The sequence below is a fragment of the Brevibacillus sp. MER 51 genome, assembly GCF_023714195.1.
Taxonomy (GTDB): domain Bacteria; phylum Bacillota; class Bacilli; order Brevibacillales; family Brevibacillaceae; genus Brevibacillus.
On the sequence record NZ_JAMAUS010000006.1, the window covers coordinates 46915 to 68492 of the forward strand.

A 21578-nucleotide genomic window follows, 5' to 3' on the forward strand; every position below is an offset into this window, starting at 1 on the left:
TTACAAGATTCATTACCAAAAAATCAAAAAAATTGGGTCTATAAGCTGTTTGCTTTTTCAGTCATTGCATGGTACGATTACAGCTATGTTCTTTAGGGCGCTACGTACAATCGGGATAAAAGGGCATGTTCCGGATCGTAAGGAATAGTGCCCTTTTTTTTGAGAATTTTATAGATGAAGGTATTGATAAAGGAGACTGACATTCATTGGCGACTTTTAATGATTTTGGCTTACACCACTCCATTGTTAGAGCGTTGAGCAACATGGGCTTCGAAGAGGCTACAGCTATTCAGGATCAAACGGTTCCTGTAGCACTGCAAGGTCGTGACCTGATCGGTCAAGCACAAACTGGTACAGGTAAAACGGCTGCATTTGGTATTCCGCTGATTGAACGCATGGATGAAACAAGCGGAAATATTCAAGGGGTTGTATTGACCCCAACTCGTGAGCTGGCTGTTCAGGTTGCAGAAGAGATTAATAAAATTGCCCAATTTAAAAACATCTCTGCCCTGCCAATCTACGGTGGTCAAGACATCACGCGTCAAATCAAGGCGTTGAAAAAACGCCCGCAAATCATCGTAGCAACACCTGGTCGTTTCATGGACCACATGAGAAGAAGAACAATTCGTCTAGATGCCATCGAGGTAGTTGTTTTGGACGAAGCGGATGAAATGCTGAACATGGGTTTCATCGACGACATTAAGGAAATCTTGAAAGAGGTTCCAGAAAGTCGACAAACCCTGCTGTTCTCCGCAACGATGCCGAGAGCGATTCAGGAAATCGCCCAGCAGTTCATGAACGAACCAACCATCATTCAAGTGAAAGCAAAAGAAGTAACCGTACCAAACATCGAACAGCAATATATGGAAATGGCAGAAAGACAAAAGTTCGATGTTCTGTGCCGTTTGCTGGATATTCATTCGCCTGAGCTGGCTATCGTATTCGGTAGAACCAAGCGCAGAGTAGATGAGCTGTCCGAAGCTCTGACCAAACGCGGTTATGGAGCAGAAGGTATCCACGGAGACCTGAACCAAGCAAAACGCGACAGCGTACTGCGCAAGTTCAAGGAAGGTACAATCGAGGTATTGGTGGCGACCGACGTAGCAGCCCGCGGTCTGGATATCAGCGGTGTTACACACGTCTTCAACTTTGACATTCCACAAGACTCCGAAAGCTACGTTCACCGTATCGGTAGAACGGGACGTGCTGGTAAAACGGGTCTCGCGATCACATTTGTTACTTCCCGTGAAATTGACCATCTGCGTCTGATTGAGCGTACAACCAAGCGTCGTATGGAGCGTCGTGCTGTTCCTTCGATGGCAGAAGCTCTGGAAGGTCAACAAAAAATGACAGTAGACAAAATCCTGGAAGCGTCTGGAAGAGATGATCTGTCCGCTTACAAAACATTGGCAGAACAATTGCTGGAGGATGTTGATTCTGTAACGCTGGTATCTGCAGCACTCAAGCTGTTGACCAAAGAGCCGGATACGACACCTGTTCGCCTGACAGAAGAAGCTCCTCTTCGCGTAGGGAAGAAAAAGCTGCCTCCAAAAGGAAAAGGTGGCTTCGGTTCGGGTTCCGGTTTTGGTGGAAAGCGTCCATCTCGCCCACGCAATGGCGAATATCGTCCTCGCGGCGGCGAATCTCGTCCACGCAGTGGCGACTCCCGTCCACGCAGCGGTGACTCCCGTCCACGTGGCGAATCTCGTCCACCACGCAGCTAGGAATCGAACGGTATTGCAAGCAAAGACTGGTGTGCACATACATGTGCGCATCGGTCTTTTTTTCGTGTTGACTGCCCGCGAATATTTAGGAGAATCCGTGACAAACTAGGGGTGTTTTGCCACGAATTTTCGCGCAGGGATTGGGAGGCGGATATGGGTACATGCAGGTGTAAGGAAAAGGCTTCTGCAGCAGGGCAGAGGTCTTTTTCCTGTGGGCAATTAAGTTTTGGCAACAATGAGTCAGACAAATTCGCGCTTTGATTTTGTTGTTAGCCCTTATGAAAACGCTTTATATTTGAGGTGTACACATTACCTTTTTAATCATGTCAACATCTCATAAATAGGGGTAAAGGAGGGTGCAGTATGGAGAGTGTGGAAACCAAAAACTCTTCGGGTGGAATCCGAGTCTCGGTACAAAAGTTTGGACGATTTTTGAGTGCGATGGTTATGCCAAATATCGGTGCTTTCATCGCTTGGGGATTGATTACCGCTTTATTTATCCCGACAGGTTGGTTGCCTAACGAAAATTTGGCCAAACTGGTTGGGCCGATGATTACGTATTTACTGCCACTGCTGATCGGTTATACCGGCGGGAAGATGGTCCATGATGTTCGAGGCGGGGTCGTAGGTGCCGTCGCTACGATGGGGGTTGTCGTAGGTGCAGACATCCCGATGTTCCTGGGAGCTATGATCATGGGTCCTTTGGGCGGCTGGGTCATGAAAAAAGTGGACCAGTTGTTCGAAGGAAAAATTCGTTCCGGCTTTGAAATGCTAGTAAACAACTTTTCCGCTGGTATTGTTGGCGGGTTACTGACACTTTTGGCATTCCAGGCAATTGGGCCTGTCGTTGTGGGCTTGAGCAAGGCGCTTGCAGCGGGTGTGGAAGTCATTGTAGGCGCAGGATTGCTGCCGCTTGCCAGCATTTTCATCGAGCCAGCGAAGATCCTGTTCCTGAATAATGCGATTAACCACGGTATTTTGAGCCCGATCGGTCTGGATGAAGCCGCGAAGCTGGGTCAATCGGTTTTCTTCCTGCTTGAATCCAATCCGGGGCCTGGTTTGGGAATTTTGTTGGCATACTGGCTTGCTGGCAGAGGCAGTGCAAAGCAATCGGCTCCGGGTGCTGTCATCATTCACTTCTTTGGGGGTATCCACGAAATTTACTTCCCGTATGTGCTGATGAATCCGCGGTTGATTCTGGCGGCCATTGGCGGCGGGATGGCTGGTGTGTTTACCTTCACGCTGCTTGGCGCAGGATTGGTGGCGCCACCATCTCCGGGTAGTATTTTCTCCTTGATTGCAATGGCACCGCGTGGAGGGTTGCTACCGGTACTGGCTGGTGTGTTGGCTGCGACTGTCGTGTCCTTCCTCATCGCGTCTGCTCTCTTGAAAATGAGCGCGAAGACAGACGAAGATGAACTGGAAAAAGCGACAGAAAAAATGCAAGAGATGAAAGGCAAAAAAGCACAGGAGCAAGAAGCGGTTAAAGCTCCAGTGAAGCATGAGGTAGCTGCTGCTGACGTGAAAAAAGTTGTCTTCTCTTGCGATGCGGGTATGGGCTCCAGTGCGATGGGCGCGGCGTCCTTGCGCAAAAAGTTCAAGGATGCGGGCCTGACCGAGATTACGGTCATCAATACAGCGATCAACGACATTCCAAGTGACGCTGATATCGTCATTACACACAAGTCTTTAACAGAGAGAGCGCAAGTCAAAGCGCCTTCTGCGGAGCATATCTCCATTGACAATTTCTTGAATAGTCCCGAGTATGACAAGTTGGTCAAACGCCTGGGGTAAAGGGAATCAACGCTAGTGAGAGCTAGCGTCTTCCCTCTTTGGCGTTAAGGAGGGAACGAAGACATGCTTGTATCCTCTCGACAGCGATCCATTATCGAGATTTTATTGAAGGAACAAAAAGGAGTTACCGTTGGTTGGATTGCCGAACAGATCGGTGTAAGCGGACGTACCGTTCACAGGGAATTGGATGCGCTGGATTCCTTGTTCGATGAATTTGAATTGGAGTTAGTCAGAAAAACTGGATCAGGGCTTGAAGTGGTGGGGGCCGACGACCAAAAGCTTGCACTCAGAATGTCTGTCCTGCATCACATGACGAAGGAATACACCGCGCAGGAACGTAAGGCCATCATCCTGTGCGCGCTCCTGGAGGCATCGGAGCCAGTCAAGCTGATTTCGCTAGCGATCGATTTGAAAGTGACGACAGCGACCATCAGTCATGATTTGGATGATTTAGAGACCGTGCTTGCTCGTTACGATCTGTCACTCTTGCGAAAAAGAGGGTACGGCGTAGAGCTGCAAGGTACAGAGTCTTCCAAGCGGCGGGCTATAAGCAGACTGATTGCCGAGCATCTGGACGATCACGAGCTAATTGGGATTATCAAAGAAAATATTCAAAACAAGGCACTCCGAGACATCGACTCGATATCGGAACGGCTGCTTGGTTTGATTGACCGGGAAAAGCTGATCAAGGTCGAGAATGCACTGAGCCATCTGGACGAGGAGCTTCCCTATCCTTTGGCAGACAGCGCTTATCTCGGATTAGTCACACATCTGGCATTGGCCATGGAACGGATTGAAAAAGGGGAAGGCATTCATTTTGACGAGAAAACCCTCAGTGAATTGCTTGGAACACCCGAGTACGAAATAGCCAGCAACATCATGGAGCGCCTGAAGCAAATCTTCCAAATGGAAATCCCAGCGGATGAGATCGGCTATATTACGATGCATTTGCGGGGTGCCAAGCTGCGGCATTCTCCGGATGACCAGGTATGGACGGAAAATACGGAGCTCATGGTCATTACGAAACGCTTCATTCAAGCCTGCGAAGAACGCCTGAACATTCCGCTTGGCAATGACGCCTCGCTGTTCCATGGTCTGCTGACGCATTTGGAGCCAGCCTTATACCGATTGCAGCGGAAGATGGAGATTCGCAATCCGATTCTCGAGCAGATCAAGCAAAACTATCCAGAGCTGTTTACCGTAACAAGTGAAGCGGTTCATACAGTTTTACCAGAGCTACAGGTTCCAGATGAAGAGATCGGGTACCTGGTGATGCATCTTGGTGCGGCATTGGAGAGAACGCGCCAGGAGCAGCAGTGGTACCGGGCATTGGTAGTATGCTCCAGCGGGATCGGCTCCTCCAAAATTTTGGCTACGCGCATCAAAAAAGAAATACCGGAGATCGTCAGCTTGAAAAATCTGTCCATGTTTGATCTGGAAGAGGTTCCGGCAACGGATTATGACTTGATTATTTCCACCCTTCCATTGCCGCTTGATCCAGCGGAATATGTCGTGGTCAGCCCGTTGCTTCCGCCAGACGACATCCAAAAAATTAAATATCAATTGCATACGACGAGTCAGAAACAATCCCATCAGGAGAAAAGTCAGCTGGTTCCCGCAGGACAGCAATCCATCGAACAACTAAGGGCCATGCAATACTACGCAGCGTATGCCAATGAGCTATACGATGGGCTATGGGGAATGAGATGGGATAACCGTGATCAGGACATCTCCCAGCTTTTGAGCCAAATCAGCAAGGGGCTGAAAGAGCGTGGAACGATTGAAGAGGTCGAACCGGTCGTCAAGCAGTTGATCGAGCGGGAAAAGCTCGGCGGTTTGGGGATTCCGGGAACCTCCCTGGCCCTTTTTCACGGAAGAAACGAAGCGGTGAACAAGGCGTCTTTTACGTTTCACCAATTACAAGAGCCTCTGCTTCTTCGTTCGATGGATGAAGAAGTCATCTCCATTGACATGCTTCTGCTACTTTTGGGGCCGAAAGAAGTACCGAAGGAAGGGCTGGAAGTACTCAGCGAGATCAGCTCCCTTTTGATTGACGAAGAAATGCAAGCGGTTTTGAAAACAGGAGAAACACAGCAAATTGCTGATTATATAGCGGGCAAAATGTATGCGTTTTGCCTCAAAAAGATAGGATTGGAGAGAACGGAATGAAAAACATACTGACAGCAGAAAAAATCATGTTGAATGCAAAGGTAGCCAATAAAGAAGAAGCGATCAGACTGGCAGGACAATTGCTTGTGCGTGCAGGCCACGTAACGGAGGCGTATGTAGAGAAAATGCAAGAGCGCGAGCGGTTGGCGACAACATACATCGGAAGCGGCGTAGCCATCCCGCATGGAACGAACGAATCCAAGGCAGAGATTCAATCCACCGGGATCTCCATCATTCAGGTTCCTGAGGGCGTCGATTTTGGAGAAGGCAATACAGCTTATTTGCTGGTGGGCATTGCTGCTGTTGGAGATGAGCATTTGGAGGTGCTCTCGAACATCGCCATTCTTTGCTCCGAGGAGGAAAACGTCAAGCGGATTGTAAACGCGGCTTCGGCGGAAGAGATTATCACGATGTTCTCCGAGGAGGTGTAATCCGCTATGCTAGCTGTACATTTTGGAGCGGGAAATATTGGGCGAGGCTTTATCGGACAACTGTTGCAAAAGGCTGGCTATGAAATTGTGTTTGTGGATGTCAATGCCGCTTTGGTCGATGAGCTGAATGAGCGGAAAATGTATCGCGTGCAACTAGCAACAACAGGAAAACCAGAGTCGGTCGTGGAAGGAGTTCGGGCGATAAATGGTCAGGATGTAGCGGCGGTAGCTGAAGCGATCGCCACTGCTGATTTGGTTACGACGGCAGTTGGTCCAAACATTCTTCCGCACATTGCGGGGGCCATCGCAGCCGGCATTACCCGGAGACTTTCTGTTCATGCCAAGCCACTCAATGTGATTGCATGTGAAAACATGATTGGTGGCAGCGAGAAGCTGAAGGAGCATGTGTATGAGCATCTGACGGAATCGGTTCAAGCCGGGGCAGCACAATGGATCGGATTCCCCAATGCAGCCGTAGATCGGATTGTTCCTTTGCAGCAGCATGATGACAAGCTCCTGGTTATGGTTGAACCGTTTTTCGAATGGGTGGTAGATTCGTCCCAGATGGTTGGAGAAGTCCCGTCCATTGAGGGCGTTACCTATGTGGAGGATCTGGCGCCATACATCGAAAGAAAGCTGTTTACCGTCAACACAGGTCATGCGGTCATTGCGTACCTGGGGTATCAGTTGGGGATGAAAACGATTGATGAAGCAATGCGAGACGACCGGATTGTTCAGGCGACACGCGGGACTCTTCAGGAGACAGGTGCACTGCTTGCTGCCAAGTACGGATTTGACCTGCAGGTTCATGGGCAGTACATGGAAAAAATCCTCGGCAGATACACCAATCCACTGCTGTCTGACGATATTGTCAGGGTGGCGCGTTCGCCGATCCGCAAGCTGTCGCAGCATGATCGTTTGGTCGGCCCGGCGCTGCAATGCATGGAAAAAGGAATGAATCCAGAGCATTTGGGTCTGGCAATTGCAGCGGCACTGGCATTCGACTATCCCGAGGATGCAGAGTCCGCACGGATACAAGCAAGCCTGAAAGAGTTTGGATGGGAAAATACATTACACAATTGTACCGGCATTCCGGCAGGTCATCCGCTTGAGGAGATCGTGCGCGAACAGGCACGCAGATTGAAGGAATGGTCAGGTAGCCATTGAGAAAGGCTGATGTTACGATGTCCCAAAAGATCACAGGTGTAAAAGCTTCAGCAGGTATCGCCATTGGCAAAGCGTTTTTACTGACAACGCCCGATTTACAGATCAATACCGTAGCGATTGAAGATCCGGCGAGTGAAATCCACCGCTTTCAAGAGGCGTTGGCTCGAGCAAAAAATGATTTGGAGGGCATCGTTCTGCGCGTGGAGCAGGAGATGGGGACGGATCATGCAGATATTTTCAAAGCTCACCTGCTCGTCTTGGAAGACCCGGAACTGGTCGATACCGTCAAAGATAAAATCTCAAACGAAAAGACAAACGCCGAAACCGCCTTGAATGATGTCGCACAAGCATTCATTGGACTTTTCGAGCAAATGGACAACGAATACATGCGGGAGAGAGCAGCAGATATTCGTGACGTGACCAAACGTGTCCTTTCTTACTTGCTGGGGGTACCGTTTGCAGGACTTGGTGAGCTGACAGAAGAAGTGATTATTGTAGCAGATGATTTGACGCCTTCCGATACAGCCCAATTAGACCGGCGCTATGTCAAAGGCTTCGTTACGGACATTGGTGGACGAACCTCGCATTCTGCGATTATGGCACGTTCTCTGGAGATCCCTGCTGTTGTCGGAACACAAGGGATTACTCGTGCGGTTCAGCTCGCGACGCTCATCATTCTCGATGGGCATGAAGGAATCGCGATTATCGACCCGAGTGAAGAAGAGATCGCTGTCTACAAACGCAAGCAGGCTGATTACGAAGCGCAAAAAGCCGAACTGGCGAAGCTTGTGAACAATAAAACGGTCACGGTGGACAATCATCATGTCGAGCTTGCCGCCAATATCGGAAGCCCCGAAGATGTCATTGGGGCAATCGCCAATGGAGCGGAAGGTGTCGGGCTGTTCCGCACGGAGTTTCTGTACATGGGACGCAATGATTTCCCGACGGAAGAGGAGCAATACCTCGCGTACAAGCACGTGCTGGAGCATATGGGCGACCGCCCGGTAGTTATTCGCACATTGGACATTGGCGGGGACAAGCATCTCTCTTACTTGGCTTTGCCGGAAGAAATGAACCCGTTTCTTGGGCATCGCGCCATCCGGCTGTGTCTCGACAACCAAGAATTGTTTCGTACGCAACTGCGTGCTCTTTTGCGCGCAAGTGTACACGGCAATCTGAAAATCATGTTTCCGATGATTGCGACACTGGAGGAGTTTCGCCAGGCGAAAGCGATTTTGGAGGAAGAGAAAAAATCCTTGGTCGATCGCGGAATTGTAGTATCCGATCAGTACGAAGTGGGTATCATGATTGAGATCCCTGCTGCGGCACTGATGGCCGATCAATTTGCACGTGAGGTTGACTTTTTCAGCATTGGAACCAATGATTTAATTCAATACACAATGGCAGCCGACCGTATGAACGAGAAGGTCGCTTATCTCTACCAGCCATATCACCCTGCTGTTTTGCGCTTGCTGCACAATGTCATTGAAGCAGGGCATGCGCAGAACAAATGGGTCGGTATGTGCGGGGAGATGGCGGGCGATCCAATCGCGATCCCGATTCTGTTGGGAATGGGTCTGGATGAATTTAGTATGAGTGCAGGGAGCATTTTGCCTGCGCGCCAACAGCTGAGTCGTTTGAGCGTAGAGGACGCAGCGAAACAGATGGATACGATTTTACAGATGAGCACTTCTGCGCAAGTAGAGGCGTTCGTGAAGGAATGGCTTGAAAGAGTATAAGGAAGGAGGCAGATCAGAATGGTAGAGAAAAAAATAGTGGTTCAATTGGCGCACGGCCTGCATGCACGTCCTGCGGCGAACTTTGTGAAGGTAGCCACGTCTTTTTCCAGCGAAATTAAAATCATCAAAAATGAGAAAAATGTAAATGGCAAGAGCATCATGGGTATTATGGCAGCAGCGATTGGAAAAGGGGAAGAAATTACCCTGATCACCGATGGTGTCGATGAACAAGAAGCGATGGCAGCATTGGAAAAAGCATTGACCGAACAGGAATAGGGATGAGAAAAGGAAAGACGAAAAGCCCCTCGAATTTGAGGGGTTTTTTCTGTTGTTCCGGGAAAGTTCACGTAGACAATAGTTGTGCGAAAGGGGGTGAGAAGGGTGTCAGTCGCTTTTGGGCTCGTTGTTCTTCTAAAAGCAGCTCCATTTTCAGGCGGACGCGCTCTGAGTGTGTGGTTTTGTAGAGGGGGATTACCAAATTCCGTGTTTCCAAAGGGTCGGCCGTGAGATTATACAATTCGTATTCAGTCATCGTGGGGTTGAATACATCCCCGGTAAAGTAGCGGGAGTATTTCCATAAAGCGCTGTGCCCGGCAGAATTCATGCAGGCGATGACCGTTTCTATCTGATTTGGAGGAATGACAGAGTCATAGGGTTGGTGTTGCACGTTCACTTGATGCTGTCCTTTTGTCACATCATCGTCCGTCATGAAGTAGATCGGCTCGCTGGAGATAGAGTCCATATCGTGGGACAAGATGATGGGAGTAAGATCACGACCGACAAGAGGGCGCACCTCGCTATGTGTATAGGTCAGCTCCTCACCAAGCCTGTCTCTGTCTGCTCCGGCCATCCCGAGTAGAGTCGGAAGAACATCCACATGATTGGTTAACAGCTCTGTGGAGGTTGCGTATGGAAAAAGAAGTGGGTTGTGGATAATGAGGGGAACATGAATCGCTTCTTCGTAGGCACAGTACCATTTTTGATACAGTTTGCCGTGAGCCCCCAATAATTCGCCGTGGTCGGATGTGAACACGACCAGTGTCTCGAGATAAAACGAGCTGGCGACGAGTGCTTCAAGAACACGCATCACTTCCCGATCGGCGTTTTTTTGGAGCTGATAGTACAGTCTTCGATAATGGGCTTGGTCCGAAATGGGCTGGAACGCCTGTGGATATACCTCCCGATAACTCGCTTGGCAGCGCGGTTTTGTCGCAAGTGATTCATGCTGAGTAGGGGGCGGGGCAACTGTGGGAACTGACTTATCCACATGGAAGCGAAAAAACGGTGAGCTCGCAGCGATATCCCCATAGATGGCGATATCATGTGGATTGACGAAAGACGCCACGATCAGCCAAGGATGGTAGCTTTCAACGGAGCTTTTCTCCTGATCCAGGGCATGGAGCAGCTCGATAACTTCGCTGCTGTACACTACATCACGACCATTTACTCCGATGGCTGCGGACGAACCGGAGTTATGCGGCGCTATTCCATGCGGTTCAGGCCCTATCCAACTGGAGAAGCCGTAGCCGTCCAGCCGATCAGCAAGCAAGTATAAGCTTTCCTTATCGGGATCGGGGACCCCTGTTCCAAGGGTATAGCTGGGGATAGGAAAATGGGTACCCGGTACCCAGATGTCGGCATCGGAAATATGCCACTTGCCTTTATAGAAACACCGATAGCCCGCTTGACGAAAATAATTTCCCATCGTCGGAACAGTGTTGCGATCCAGCCAGAACATGTCGCTGTCAGCAGATCGTTTAGCTGCGCCGCTGGTCTGGCTGACGCCGTGCAAAGAGGGGTACTGACCGGTGAACAAGGTAGCTCTGCTGGGGCAACAGGCAGTGGAGCCAACGTAATGACGCTTGAATTCCAACCCATGCTCTCGCAAAAAAGTATGAGCGTGGAGTGTATCCTCCTTCCATTCACGTATTGCAGGCTCTTCATAAACAGGGGGAAATCGTTCCTGATCCACAATGATGAATAAGATATTCGGTCGTCTCTTCAACCATTTTCTCGACATATAGATCCCCCTCGGCAAAGATGTACACATCTTTATCAACATATGGGGATAATCTTTGTCCTTATCCACAAAAAAAACTCGCCGATCATCAAGAAATCGGCGAATTCGAATTCGGGTGTTTGGTTATCCACAGTTTTTTATACCAATGCAAAGGAGAGCACCGACAAAAGAATCGAGGTAATACTCATGGCAATCAGTGGGCGCGCCGCTTTTGTCCGCAGTGCACGCAGATTGACATTGAGGCCAAGCCCGACCATCGCCATAGTGAGAACGAAGGTTGTGACATTGGCGATTCCGTTATGGAATGCTTCTGTGACAGGAATGGATGTGCCGAGAACGTAGCTTCCAAAAACACTCATAGCGAGGAAGCCGATCAGGAACCATGGGAATTCAATCTTGGTGCCACTTTGTAATTTCCCGGAGCGTTTCATCCAAATCATCAGGATAAAACAGAGCGGAACCAACAGGAGCACACGCCCCAATTTTGCCAGCAGGGCAATCGCTAGCCCATCTTGACCCGCTGGTGCAGCAGCCAATGCGACATGAGCAATCTCGTGCAGACTAATTCCAGACCACATGCCGTATTCGACCGCGGACAGGGGGAGGAATGGACGCAGGATCGTGTAGGCAATAGCAAATAAGGTTCCGACGAGGGCAATCATTCCTACCCCAATGGCGGTATCTTCATCCTTGGCAGCAACGATAGGGGAGACGGCTGCAATAGCCGCTGCTCCACAGACGCCTGTACCGACTCCGAGCATGAGGGAGAGGGAAGAGTCTGCTTTCAACCACTTGGCTATCAGCATCGTAACCGCGATAGCAAAAATAATGACACCAGCGTCATAGACGAGAAGCCCGAGGCCTTGATTCAAGACGACATCGATATTGAGCTTGAGCCCGTACAAAATAATAGCCAGACGCAGTAAACGCTTGGCGGAAAATTGAATCCCTGATCGCAATTCTTCCGGATATCCACGAAAATGCCGGTAAGCGACCGCGATCAGGATCGAACAGGCGAGGGGGCCAACCTGTTGAAACCCAGGTATTTTTGCTAGGCCGTAGCCTGTCAGGGCGATAAAAAAAGTAAAAGCGATTCCAGCTATCCACAGCGAGAAGGATGCAGGTTTGCTTTCGTTGTTTTTTGCGGGCTGTACGCTGGCATTGCTTTCATTCAATGGCACGCTGCTTTTGATGGGAGTTGCCATTGCCATCACTCCTCGAAAAGTTTTACAAACTCAGCATACGGCAACTGTTATAATAAGAAAAATAAATCATTGCGATAGTGATCATAAGTGAAATGAATGGTTAGGGTGGAAAGGAGAGTGAAGGCAGTTGGATCAGCATTTGCTTGTGTTTGTGACCGTTGCAGACAGACAGAACTTTTCCCGAGCTGCAGAAGAGCTCCACATGACGCAGCCTGCTGTTAGTCAGTATATTCATGCGCTCGAGCGCACGATAGGGACAAAGCTCCTGGAGCGAAGCAACAAATATGTTCGCTTAAATAAAGCGGGGGAGATTGTCTATCATCACGCTCGGGAGATCCTGGGCTTGTACACGCGGATGCAGAGTCTCGTGGATGATTTGATGAACACACCGAGCGGGCATTTGACGATTGGCGCCAGCTACACATATGGAGAGTATGTACTGCCTCACGTCATTGCGCGTCTTCGTCAGTATTACCCAATGATTACCCCTACGATTACGATCCACAATTCCACAGTCATTGCTGAGCTGGTAGCGAAGCGACAACTCGATGTCGGGATTGTGGAGGGGGAGTATGTGGACGAAAAAATGTGCGTGGAGCCGTTTGCTGATGATCGTATGTATTTGATTGCTTCTCCGGAGCATCGATTGGCGGGGCAGTCTGAGGTCAGCATTGACGAACTGATGAAGGAAACGTGGATAGTACGGGAAGAAGGATCGGGCACGAGGGAAGCGGCTGAAAAAATGTTTCGCCAACTGCAATTCACACCGCACAAGCGAATGGAGTTCGGCAGTACACAGGTGATCAAGGAGTCAGTGGAGGCTGGCTTGGGAATCAGCCTGCTGTCTTATTGGGCCATCCGTAAAGAACGAAAGCTCGGCACGCTCTGTACATTGAAGGTGACGGGGACACCTGTTACCCGTGATTTTTGGCTCGTCACGAAATCCGACGAGTTTCATACCAAAGCATTGGACATCTTCATGGATCTTATTCGCACCCATGTGCCAGAGGGGGCCCATACGTAAAAGAGGAAGCGGCACGATTCATCGGTGCTGCTTCCTCTGTTCATTTTCATGCGGATGTATCTGGATGGGCCAGTGTCAGACGAAAGGTTGTTCCTTCTGGAGAAGTCCGAATCAATTCGACATTTCCCCCGTGTGCTTTTGCCAATAGTCGCGAGATCGTCAGGCCCAGCCCCAATCCATGTTTCTTTTTGCGTTTGCTGTCGCCGCGATAGTACCGCTCGAAAATGAATGGAACCTCTGACTCAGAAATCCCTTTTCCATTGTCAGTCACGTCGATGGAGAGAAAATCGCTTTGATTATGGACGCTGATCTCGATTTTCGTTGCATTTGCGGCAGCGCTGTTCCCCAATAAATTGAGCAAAATTTGTTTAACATGTGATTCATCGCCGACCCAAACGATTTCTGATCCAGTCGGGTTTACTGTCACAGTTACGTCTGCAAATGACGGTAAGGCTTGCACCTGTGCGACTATCTGATCCAATGTGCTGTTGATATGAATGGATTGCTTCTCGACGAATACTTCGCCTGCTTCCATCGACGAAAAATCGAGCAGGTCATTGACCATTGTCTGGAGTCGCTTGGCTTCGTCCATGCTGATTTGCATGAATTCATCAGCATCTGTACCTTTTACAACGCCGTCTTTGACCGCTTGAATCATCCCGCGGATCGAGGTGACAGGGGTACGCAGTTCATGGGAGACACCAGCCAAAAGGTCGGTGCGCATCCGCTCCAGTTGTCCGAGCCGTTTCGCCATTTCGTCAAAAGAATGAACCAGCTGACTGATTTCCGCTTCTTTGATTTTGGAGGAATTGGGCAAGGGAGGCGTATAATTCCCGCTGGATATTTGCTCTGCCGCTATTGCCAACTGCCGCAAGGGTTGTGTTAACGAGCGAGACAGCACATAGACGATGGCCCAACCGCACAAGGTGATGATCCCGATGGAAACCATGATCGTGATATAGGTGTGGACCAAGTCATTGTTAAGCGGGGTACTGACGTAATAAGTGCCTGCGACTGCATTGTGTTCATAGTAAGGGACACCTACACGCAGCCAGGTAGTACCCTTTGTGGCAACGACCTCCCGTATTTCCTTTGTTTTGTCCACAGGCTGGGCAGGAGTAGGCAACTGCGCAATGGTAGCGGTCGTCGTCTGATTCAGCATATCCTTCTTGAACGTCTTGCCCGCATCATCGTAAATCTGTACCACGTGATCGATTGGGACAGTCGGCATGACTCGAAATGCGATCGTGGCAGTATTGGCTGCAGGTGTTGCGGTGCCAGGAATAGCCGGAGACCCAGGGCCAGTCACAGCAGTGACAGCCTGATTGGAGATACCAACGGTTGTTTGTGCCAAATCCTCTATCTTTACAGAAGAAGTCGAGGTGTCCTTGGCAAGCAACACCTTGGTATACGAATCAGCGAGCAACTCTGTTCTTGCTTCCAATACTTGAAACTGTTGTTCTGTAGCTGCTTTGTTAATCCAATAGATGCCAAAAAAGCCAATGCCAAAAAGAATGACCGATAAAATCAGGGCATAGCGCCACGTCCAGTAACGCAAGAGCGGTACAGCAGTTCGGGTAGAAGTAGATCGATTAGTAAACACGCAGGCTATACCCCATTCCTCTGATTGTGCTGATTTCCCCTTCAGAAGTCGGCCACGCCAGTAAGCTTTTGCGCAAGCGCTTCACTGCGGTATCCACAGAGCGATCGCCCCCTTCAAAATCCATTCCCCACACCTGATCCAGCAACTGATCTCGGCTGAAGCATTGGTTCGGATGTCGCGCCAGGAAAACAAGTAGTTGCCAATCCCTTGGCATTAAGGAAAGGGGGGCTTTCCCGATTAAGGCATTTTGGGCCGTAACATCTATGGAAAGTGTCCCGAGTCTGATCGTATCTGCTTCGGCGATATAAGAGGAACGGCGGAGCACAGCTTGTACACGGGCGAGCACTTCTTCTGGATCAAATGGCTTGGCGATGTAATCATCTGCCCCTTGTGCCAGGCCTTTGAGCTTGTCTGGCACGGTACCGCGCGCCGTGATGATAATGACAGGGCAGCTGCCGTATTGGCGAATCTGATCGAGTATATTCAAGCCGTCATGATCGGGCAGCATCAGGTCAAGCAGGACAAGATCTGGTTTCCAGGAGAGAAAAGTCGGAATTGCCTCGTGATCACCCTCATTCCATTTTACCTCATAGCCCGCCCGTTCCAGGTAGACCTGGACAAGTCGGGCAATCGGCATTTCATCCTCGATGAGTAGAATTCGTTTCACGAAGAAACACCTCCTATCTATCTCAAGTCAATTTGTACTTATCATAGCAATGATAGAAATCATTTTGACTGACATCATTTGTGAAAAAATGTTCTCGTTTCCGTTGTTTAGCATAATGGAGTTATGTGTCCGTTGAATGGCGAAGGGCATAATTAAACCTCTGGCAGTTTCCTGCTAGAGGTTTTTGTGTGTGCTTGAAAGGCTACGCTTATTTTTTGATGGCAGGTACTGAGACTGTTGTACTTTTTGTGATCTTGCCTTCTTTTTCGAGCTGTTTGATCAACTCTTCCACGGAGATGCCCATTTCTTTTGCCTTTTGCTCCAAGCTGATTGAAGGGTGAATAAAGGAAGCTGCTTCACCAGTGGCGATCTGGCCTTCTTTTTCAAGCTGCTTGACCAACTCTTCTACGGAGATGCCTTTTTCTTTCGCCATTTCATCCAGGTCGATTGTCTTACTGTTATCGCTGATGGCATCGAATTTCATGAAGGAGAAGCTAGTTGTCAGATCGCCGTCTTTCGTGTTAATAGCTACTCCTTTCGTCAGTTTTCCTTCTTTTTCAAGCTGCTTGATCAACTCTTCCACAGTGATCCCTTTTTCTTTCGCCAATTCCTCCAGGCTAATAATCGGTTTGAAAAGAGCATTTGTACCATCTGTGTTCACCATTTTCAGTGGAGCAGAAGAACCAGACGTTTTCGCGGGTTCACTTGCCGCAAACGCGGAACCTGCCATTGCGGATACTGCCAAAGCCATAACTGTCATTGCCATTTTCTTTTTCATTGTGAAAATCCTCCTTGGGGGGTCTTTAGACTGTAGTGAGCCTTGTTTGCGGGCTTGCCCGTCTCGGCTACAACACAAATTTAACTGGGGCGTGTGTCCGTAATATGACCGGAATATGGAAAAGTGACGGAATGCCGAAAACGCTTGCATTTTTCCCTGCCTTGTTCTACATTAGAGACAGGTAAAAGAGCACGTAAATCGCGTGTTATCTTCTACCCACAAGTGAATAATCAAAAGGCAAAGGTGCCCTTGAACACGGATCTTATTTTTTCGTGTTTAGGCACCTTTTTTTGCTTTTGATCAGGGATGTTGTCTTGAAAGGAGTGACACGCATGGAAAAACCAATTCGAGCGACGCCGCTTGCGATCCGACTGATTCCCAATGTCGATCCTCAATTTGCGGAGAAGCTGAACCTGCCTTCTCATATCCGAAGTCTGGGGCTTTTGACCTCCACGATTGACGATGTGGGGTATACGGCCATTGATGAAGCGACCAAAAAGGCAGCGGTAGAAGTTGTGTATGCCAAGTCGTTTTATGCAGGCTCAGGCCATGCGTCTGGACCGTTGTCCGGCGAGTTCATCGGGATGATCGGAGGCGCGACGCCATCGGAGGTGCAGAGCGGACTGGATGCAGCCGTTGCATTTATGGAAAGCGGAGCATGCTTTTACTCTTTGAATGCTGAAGGGACGCATGCGTATTACGCCCATGTTGTGTCGCGGACGGGCAGCTATTTGTCCCAACTGGCGGGAATCAGAGAAGGTGAACCGCTTGCCTACTTGATCGCACCACCGCTGGAGGCCATGTATGGTATTGATGCCGCCCTCAAGGCTGCAGATGTAGAAATGGTTCAATTTTTTGGTCCACCAACAGAAACGAACTTTGGGGGAGCGCTACTCACTGGCAGCCAGTCGGCATGTACGGCAGCCGCCGATGCTTTTGCCAATGCCGTAAGAAGTGTCGCCCAACAGCCTGTCAAACGATAATAGGGATTTTCCCTCTTGAAGGGGAGGTAATGTAAATGCGCGCTACGACATATTCACTCGGCATGATCGAGACATTGGGCTTGCCTGCTCTCATCGCTGCCGCAGACGCTGCTGCCAAAGCGGCTGACGTCAAAGTCGTCTCTTATGAGGGCGCGGACGCAGGGATCGTTACCGTGTATGTAATCGGAGATGTCTCCTCCGTACAGTCAGCAGTAGATGCTGGTGCTGAAGCTGCGAGACGTGTCGGAACATTGCTGCACTCACACGTTATTCCACGTCCTGACGAAAATGTACCCAAAATGCTTAAAAACCTGCTGAAACCGGAAGCAAAAGAAGAGGTTAAGGCAGAGCCGGCCCAAGTGCCAGCGACCAAATTGCAAGATCAGTCTATCAATGATCTGCGCAAAATGGCGCGTTCGTATGCGGATTTCCCGCTGACAACGAACGAAATCAACATGGCGAAAAAAGAAGATCTCATTCGTCTGTTGGAAGAGAAACAAGGCGGAGGTGACAAAGCCTAATGACACTCGACGCTGATCTGTATTCCATACAGGAAGTGCGTACCTACCTCGCACAAGCGAAGGAAGCACAGGCCAAGTTCGCTACTTACAGCCAAGAACAAGTCGACAGAATCATCGAAGCCATGTCCAAAGCGGGCGTGGAGCATGCAGATCGACTCGCAGCTATGGCTGTAGAAGAAACAGGCTTTGGTAACATCCCGGACAAACGGATGAAAAACCTGTTTGCTGCTCAAGATGTGTACGCATCTGTGAAAGATGTAAAAACGGTTGGCATCATCCGTAAGGACGAAGAGAACAAGGTATGGGAAGTGGCGCAGCCATTCGGTATCGTAGCTGGTATCGTGCCTTCCACCAATCCGACGTCCACGGTTATCTATAAATCGATGGTCTCCCTCAAGGCGAGAAATGCGATTGTCTTCAGCCCGCATCCGTCTGCAGCCAAGTGCACGCTGGAAGCAGCGCGACTGATGGCACAGGCGGCAGTAGCGGCTGGAGCACCAGAAGGCTTGATCCATTGCGTTACCAAGCCTACGCTTCCAGCGACAAACGAATTGATGAAGCACAAGCTGACCAATTTGATTCTCGCGACTGGCGGAACGCCGATGGTACGCGCGGCATACAGCTCCGGCAAGCCTGCTTACGGTGTGGGACCTGGTAACGTTCCGGTCTACATCCACCACAGTGCTGACTTTGCTGCTGCTGCCAAGCGCATCGTGCAGAGCAAAACGTTTGACTATGGTACAATCTGCGCTTCTGAGCAAGCATTGGTAGTGGAGGAATCCACCAAACACCAATTGATTGCTGCCCTGAAGCGTGAAGGCGCCTACTTCCTGAACGAGCAAGAAAAGGAAAAGGTAGCTGCTATCGTTACGATTAACGGTTCGCTGAACGCCAAGATCGTTGGCCGCTCTCCGCATGTGATCGCCCAAATGGCAGGTATTACCATCCCTGCTGATACGCGTGTCCTGGTTGCGGAGGAGAACAATGTAGGTAAAGCATATCCGATGTCCGTTGAAAAGCTGGCTCCGGTCCTTGCCCTCTACACTGTTCAAGGCGACAGCGAAGCGTTTGCCCGTTGCCGCGAATTGCTGGAGCATGGTGGTCTTGGACATACAGCGGGTATTCACGCCCAGGATGACAATGTCATCGCAGCGTATGGTCAAGCAATGCCAGCATCCAGAATTCCGGTAAATACCGGTACGACTTTCGGGGGAATTGGTGCAACGACTGGCGTACAACCAGCGTTTACACTTGGATGCGGTTCTTTAGGGGGCAACATCACTTCCGATAACATCGGTGCGAAGCACATGTTCAACATCAAGCGTGTTGCATTTGGCATCAAAGAAATGCCACAATCAACGCCAGCACCACAAGCTCCTGCGACACAAGCGGAAGAAGCTGTTCTACAGGCTGTCTCTTCCATGAACGTTGGCTTGAGCCGTGATGAGATCAAGAACATTATCAAATCCGTGTTAACAGAAATGACGTCTTAATGTCGTAAAACACTAAAATCTTGGAGATATAATTAAGGAGGATACAAAAATGGCTGGAGAAATGTCCGCATTGGGAATGGTAGAAACAAAAGGTTTGATCGGAGCAGTTGAAGCTGCTGACGCAATGGTAAAAGCAGCAAACGTAAAACTGATTGGTAAAGTACACGTAGGTGGCGGTCTCGTAACTGTTATGGTACGTGGTGACGTAGGTGCAGTAAAAGCTTCCACAGACGCAGGTGCCGCTGCTGCTGAAAAAGTAGGAGAGCTCGTATCTGTACACGTAATCCCACGCCCTCATGGAGACATTGAACTGATCCTGCCTAAACTCGAAGGGTAATAAATCCCTATGGCAGTCATTACAGAAGCATCCTTGAGAGCAATGCATAAGTCAGGTATCCCAAACCCCTTTCTCGTTGAGAAAGGGGATAAAATAACACCAGCAGCGGCAGATTTCTTGAAAGGAAGAGGGATTCAAGTGAAACAAGTTGATCAGAACCAGCAGCCTTCCACCAATCAAGCTGCCGAGGCAGTGCGTGAAATTCCTTTGGGCGTATCGAATCGTCACGTTCACTTGTCGCAAGAAGATGTGGAAAAGCTTTTCGGAGCAGGCCATCAATTGACGCCAATGCGTGATTTGTCGCAGCCAGGCCAGTTTGCTTGCCAGGAAACAGTCACCATCGTAGGACCAAAAGGCAGCATTCACGGGGTTCGCATCTTGGGACCAGCTCGTGGAGCGACACAAGTGGAAATTTCCAGAACAGATGGCTTCGCAGTGGGTGTTCATGCCCCTGTGCGTATGTCTGGAGATATTGAAGGTACACCAGGTATGGTGCTTGTAACGGCAAAAGGGACTGTTGTGATGGACAAAGGCGTAATCGTAGCGAAGAGCCATGTTCATATGTCTCCAGCAGATGCCGAGCAATATCAAGTGAAGGATGGCGATACGCTGATTCTGGCGACGCAAAGTGATCGTCCTATCATCTATCCAGATGTAGTCGTTCGTGTACATCCGCAGTTTGCGCTTGATTTCCACGTTGATACGGATGAAGGAAATGCCGCTAATTTGAAAACGGGCGACCGGGTAAAAGTGATCGGCAAGAACGGGCAATTTTACTCCGGCTAACGGAGGTTGAGCTTGATGGACATCAGAGAAATGGTGGCGTCGATTACGAAAGAAATTTTGCAATCGATGAATACAGAAAAACAAAGCAGCACAGCGCCTCGTGTCCTGTACGTTTTTTGCGACAGCCAGGCTCATGAGGCGTTTCAAGATCATTTTATCCAACTGAAAAACCACGGGATCTGCCATGACATTCTCTTCCTGGACGGAGAAACCTCTTCCTGGTTGGGAATGCATAAGATTGAATGTGGGGGAGCAGGTAAAATCCTTACAGCAGATGAGTACGCTCCTGCTCCGTTGGAAGTGCCGAAAGATTATGTCGGTATCGTGATTCCAGAAATCGATTTGGATAATGCAGCGAGAATTGCTTCCGGTCTAAAAGGAACAATTAAAGCGGAAATCGTCTTTTCCGCGTTGGTGACGGGCAAATTCGTCATCGCTGGTTCCGATGTGCCAGGGATCAAGCGCGCAGACCGTCGTACCCTGCAAACATTGACACTGACACCTGCTTATGAAAAGCTGTTCAACCGTCACGTTGAGAGCATGAAAGAGCTGGGTGTAGAGTTTGCAGAGCAACGCCGTCTGGCTGATCGCGTGGTTTCCAAGCTGAAGTCTCAACTGCAAAAAGTGGAGACTACTAGCAAGACAGAGCAACCGACATTGACTCCTTTGGATGAGCAAGAAGCTGTCTTTTCCGGGAAGCTGTTGACAGCGGATTGGATCAGATCTCAGCCTGAGCTTCGCGATACGACTTTGATCGTGAAAAAAGGTGCAATTGTTTCTCCGCTTGCTTATGACAGCATGAGAGAACGCGGCATTACGGTCAGCTATTTAGGAAAAGGGTGATCGCATGTTTTTGGGAAAAGTGATCGGCAGCGTCTGGGCCACGCAAAAAGAAGCAGGTATGGAAAATCTCAAGCTCATGGTGGTTCAGCCGATTGATTGGCGTGGCGAAGAAGGCGGACAAACCGTAATCGCAGCGGACAGGATCGGTGCGGGAATCGGGGAGCAGGTTATCGTCTCTCGTGGGACGCCTGCCCGAATCCTTTTCTCCGGCACCAGTGTGCCGATCGATGCGATCATCGTAGGCATCGTGGATTCGTTTGAGGTGCCGGGTGCCGCAGGAAGAGAGGAATAGGA

General features: G+C 49.7%; 20 protein-coding genes. 15 read left to right on the forward strand and 5 right to left on the reverse strand.

What is annotated here, in order from left to right; genetic code table 11:
• Nucleotides 1–206 precede the first annotated feature (206 nt).
• From cshA to M3630_RS14360, 7 genes are all read left to right on the forward strand, one after another.
• Complete coding sequence (cshA, locus tag M3630_RS14330; RefSeq protein WP_173610320.1) at nucleotides 207–1724, forward strand: degradosome RNA helicase CshA; 1518 nt, start codon at nucleotides 207–209, stop codon at nucleotides 1722–1724.
• 363 nt (nucleotides 1725–2087) lie between these two features.
• Nucleotides 2088–3518, forward strand: coding sequence for a PTS mannitol transporter subunit IIBC (locus M3630_RS14335; protein WP_251252530.1), 1431 nt, complete (start codon nucleotides 2088–2090; stop codon nucleotides 3516–3518).
• A gap of 63 nt (nucleotides 3519–3581) precedes the next feature.
• Nucleotides 3582–5687, forward strand: coding sequence for a BglG family transcription antiterminator (locus tag M3630_RS14340; protein ID WP_251252531.1), 2106 nt, complete (start codon nucleotides 3582–3584; stop codon nucleotides 5685–5687).
• Nucleotides 5684–6118: a PTS mannitol transporter subunit IIA gene (locus M3630_RS14345; protein ID WP_232774280.1), complete on the forward strand. Its 435-nt coding sequence runs from the start codon at nucleotides 5684–5686 to the stop codon at nucleotides 6116–6118. The genes M3630_RS14340 and M3630_RS14345 overlap by 4 nt, the downstream gene beginning before the upstream one ends.
• A gap of 6 nt (nucleotides 6119–6124) precedes the next feature.
• Entirely contained in the window at nucleotides 6125–7285 is a 1161-nt protein-coding gene (locus tag M3630_RS14350; protein ID WP_251252532.1) for a mannitol-1-phosphate 5-dehydrogenase, read from the forward strand.
• A 17-nt stretch (nucleotides 7286–7302) separates the two neighbouring features.
• Entirely contained in the window at nucleotides 7303–9024 is a 1722-nt protein-coding gene (gene ptsP, locus M3630_RS14355; RefSeq protein WP_251252533.1) for a phosphoenolpyruvate--protein phosphotransferase, read from the forward strand.
• A gap of 18 nt (nucleotides 9025–9042) precedes the next feature.
• Nucleotides 9043–9300 (forward strand): HPr family phosphocarrier protein, encoded by a 258-nt coding sequence (locus M3630_RS14360; protein WP_015893797.1) that lies wholly within the window; start codon nucleotides 9043–9045, stop codon nucleotides 9298–9300.
• Nucleotides 9301–9367: 67 nt separating this feature from the next.
• Here M3630_RS14360 and M3630_RS14365 read toward each other — a convergent pair whose 3' ends face one another.
• Together M3630_RS14365 and M3630_RS14370 are read right to left on the reverse strand one after the other, a co-directional pair.
• Nucleotides 9368–11044: a sulfatase family protein gene (locus M3630_RS14365; protein WP_251252534.1), complete on the reverse strand. Its 1677-nt coding sequence runs from the start codon at nucleotides 11042–11044 to the stop codon at nucleotides 9368–9370.
• Between the two features lie 137 nt (nucleotides 11045–11181).
• A complete protein-coding gene (locus M3630_RS14370) occupies nucleotides 11182–12249 on the reverse strand; it encodes a YeiH family protein (RefSeq protein WP_251252535.1) in 1068 nt (355 codons plus the stop codon).
• 127 nt (nucleotides 12250–12376) lie between these two features.
• Here M3630_RS14370 and M3630_RS14375 point away from each other — a divergent pair, with 127 nt between their 5' ends.
• Nucleotides 12377–13273, forward strand: a complete 897-nt coding sequence (locus M3630_RS14375; RefSeq protein ID WP_251252536.1) for a LysR family transcriptional regulator — start codon at nucleotides 12377–12379, stop codon at nucleotides 13271–13273.
• Between the two features lie 46 nt (nucleotides 13274–13319).
• Here the strand turns inward: M3630_RS14375 and M3630_RS14380 are convergent, their stop codons facing one another.
• The 3 genes from M3630_RS14380 to M3630_RS14390 form a co-directional block, all read right to left on the reverse strand.
• Complete coding sequence (locus M3630_RS14380) at nucleotides 13320–14876, reverse strand: sensor histidine kinase (protein WP_251252537.1); 1557 nt, start codon at nucleotides 14874–14876, stop codon at nucleotides 13320–13322.
• Nucleotides 14866–15543: a response regulator transcription factor gene (locus M3630_RS14385; RefSeq protein ID WP_251252538.1), complete on the reverse strand. Its 678-nt coding sequence runs from the start codon at nucleotides 15541–15543 to the stop codon at nucleotides 14866–14868. Before M3630_RS14385 ends, M3630_RS14380 begins: the two co-directional genes overlap by 11 nt.
• A 208-nt stretch (nucleotides 15544–15751) precedes the next feature.
• Complete coding sequence (locus M3630_RS14390; protein WP_251252539.1) at nucleotides 15752–16321, reverse strand: type 1 periplasmic-binding domain-containing protein; 570 nt, start codon at nucleotides 16319–16321, stop codon at nucleotides 15752–15754.
• Between the two features lie 332 nt (nucleotides 16322–16653).
• On the opposite strand from M3630_RS14390, the gene eutL reads away from it, so the two are divergent.
• Genes eutL through M3630_RS14425 form a run of 7 tightly spaced genes read left to right on the forward strand, consistent with a single transcriptional unit; the run spans nucleotide 16654 to nucleotide 21576 of the window.
• Nucleotides 16654–17304 carry an ethanolamine utilization microcompartment protein EutL gene (gene eutL, locus M3630_RS14395; protein WP_251252540.1) on the forward strand — a complete coding sequence of 217 codons (651 nt, stop codon included), beginning with the start codon at nucleotides 16654–16656 and terminating at the stop codon, nucleotides 17302–17304.
• A 35-nt stretch (nucleotides 17305–17339) separates the two neighbouring features.
• Nucleotides 17340–17825, forward strand: coding sequence for a BMC domain-containing protein (locus tag M3630_RS14400; RefSeq protein WP_173610332.1), 486 nt, complete (start codon nucleotides 17340–17342; stop codon nucleotides 17823–17825).
• A complete protein-coding gene (locus M3630_RS14405) occupies nucleotides 17825–19318 on the forward strand; it encodes an acetaldehyde dehydrogenase (acetylating) (protein ID WP_048035225.1) in 1494 nt (497 codons plus the stop codon). The genes M3630_RS14400 and M3630_RS14405 overlap by 1 nt, the downstream gene beginning before the upstream one ends.
• A gap of 49 nt (nucleotides 19319–19367) precedes the next feature.
• A complete protein-coding gene (gene eutM, locus M3630_RS14410) occupies nucleotides 19368–19655 on the forward strand; it encodes an ethanolamine utilization microcompartment protein EutM (RefSeq protein WP_047069988.1) in 288 nt (95 codons plus the stop codon).
• 9 nt (nucleotides 19656–19664) lie between these two features.
• Entirely contained in the window at nucleotides 19665–20441 is a 777-nt protein-coding gene (pduL, locus tag M3630_RS14415) for a phosphate propanoyltransferase (RefSeq protein ID WP_173610333.1), read from the forward strand.
• Nucleotides 20442–20456: 15 nt separating this feature from the next.
• Nucleotides 20457–21284: a hypothetical protein gene (locus M3630_RS14420; RefSeq protein ID WP_047069986.1), complete on the forward strand. Its 828-nt coding sequence runs from the start codon at nucleotides 20457–20459 to the stop codon at nucleotides 21282–21284.
• 4 nt (nucleotides 21285–21288) lie between these two features.
• Nucleotides 21289–21576: a EutN/CcmL family microcompartment protein gene (locus tag M3630_RS14425; protein ID WP_007720099.1), complete on the forward strand. Its 288-nt coding sequence runs from the start codon at nucleotides 21289–21291 to the stop codon at nucleotides 21574–21576.
• Nucleotides 21577–21578: the final 2 nt, after the last annotated feature.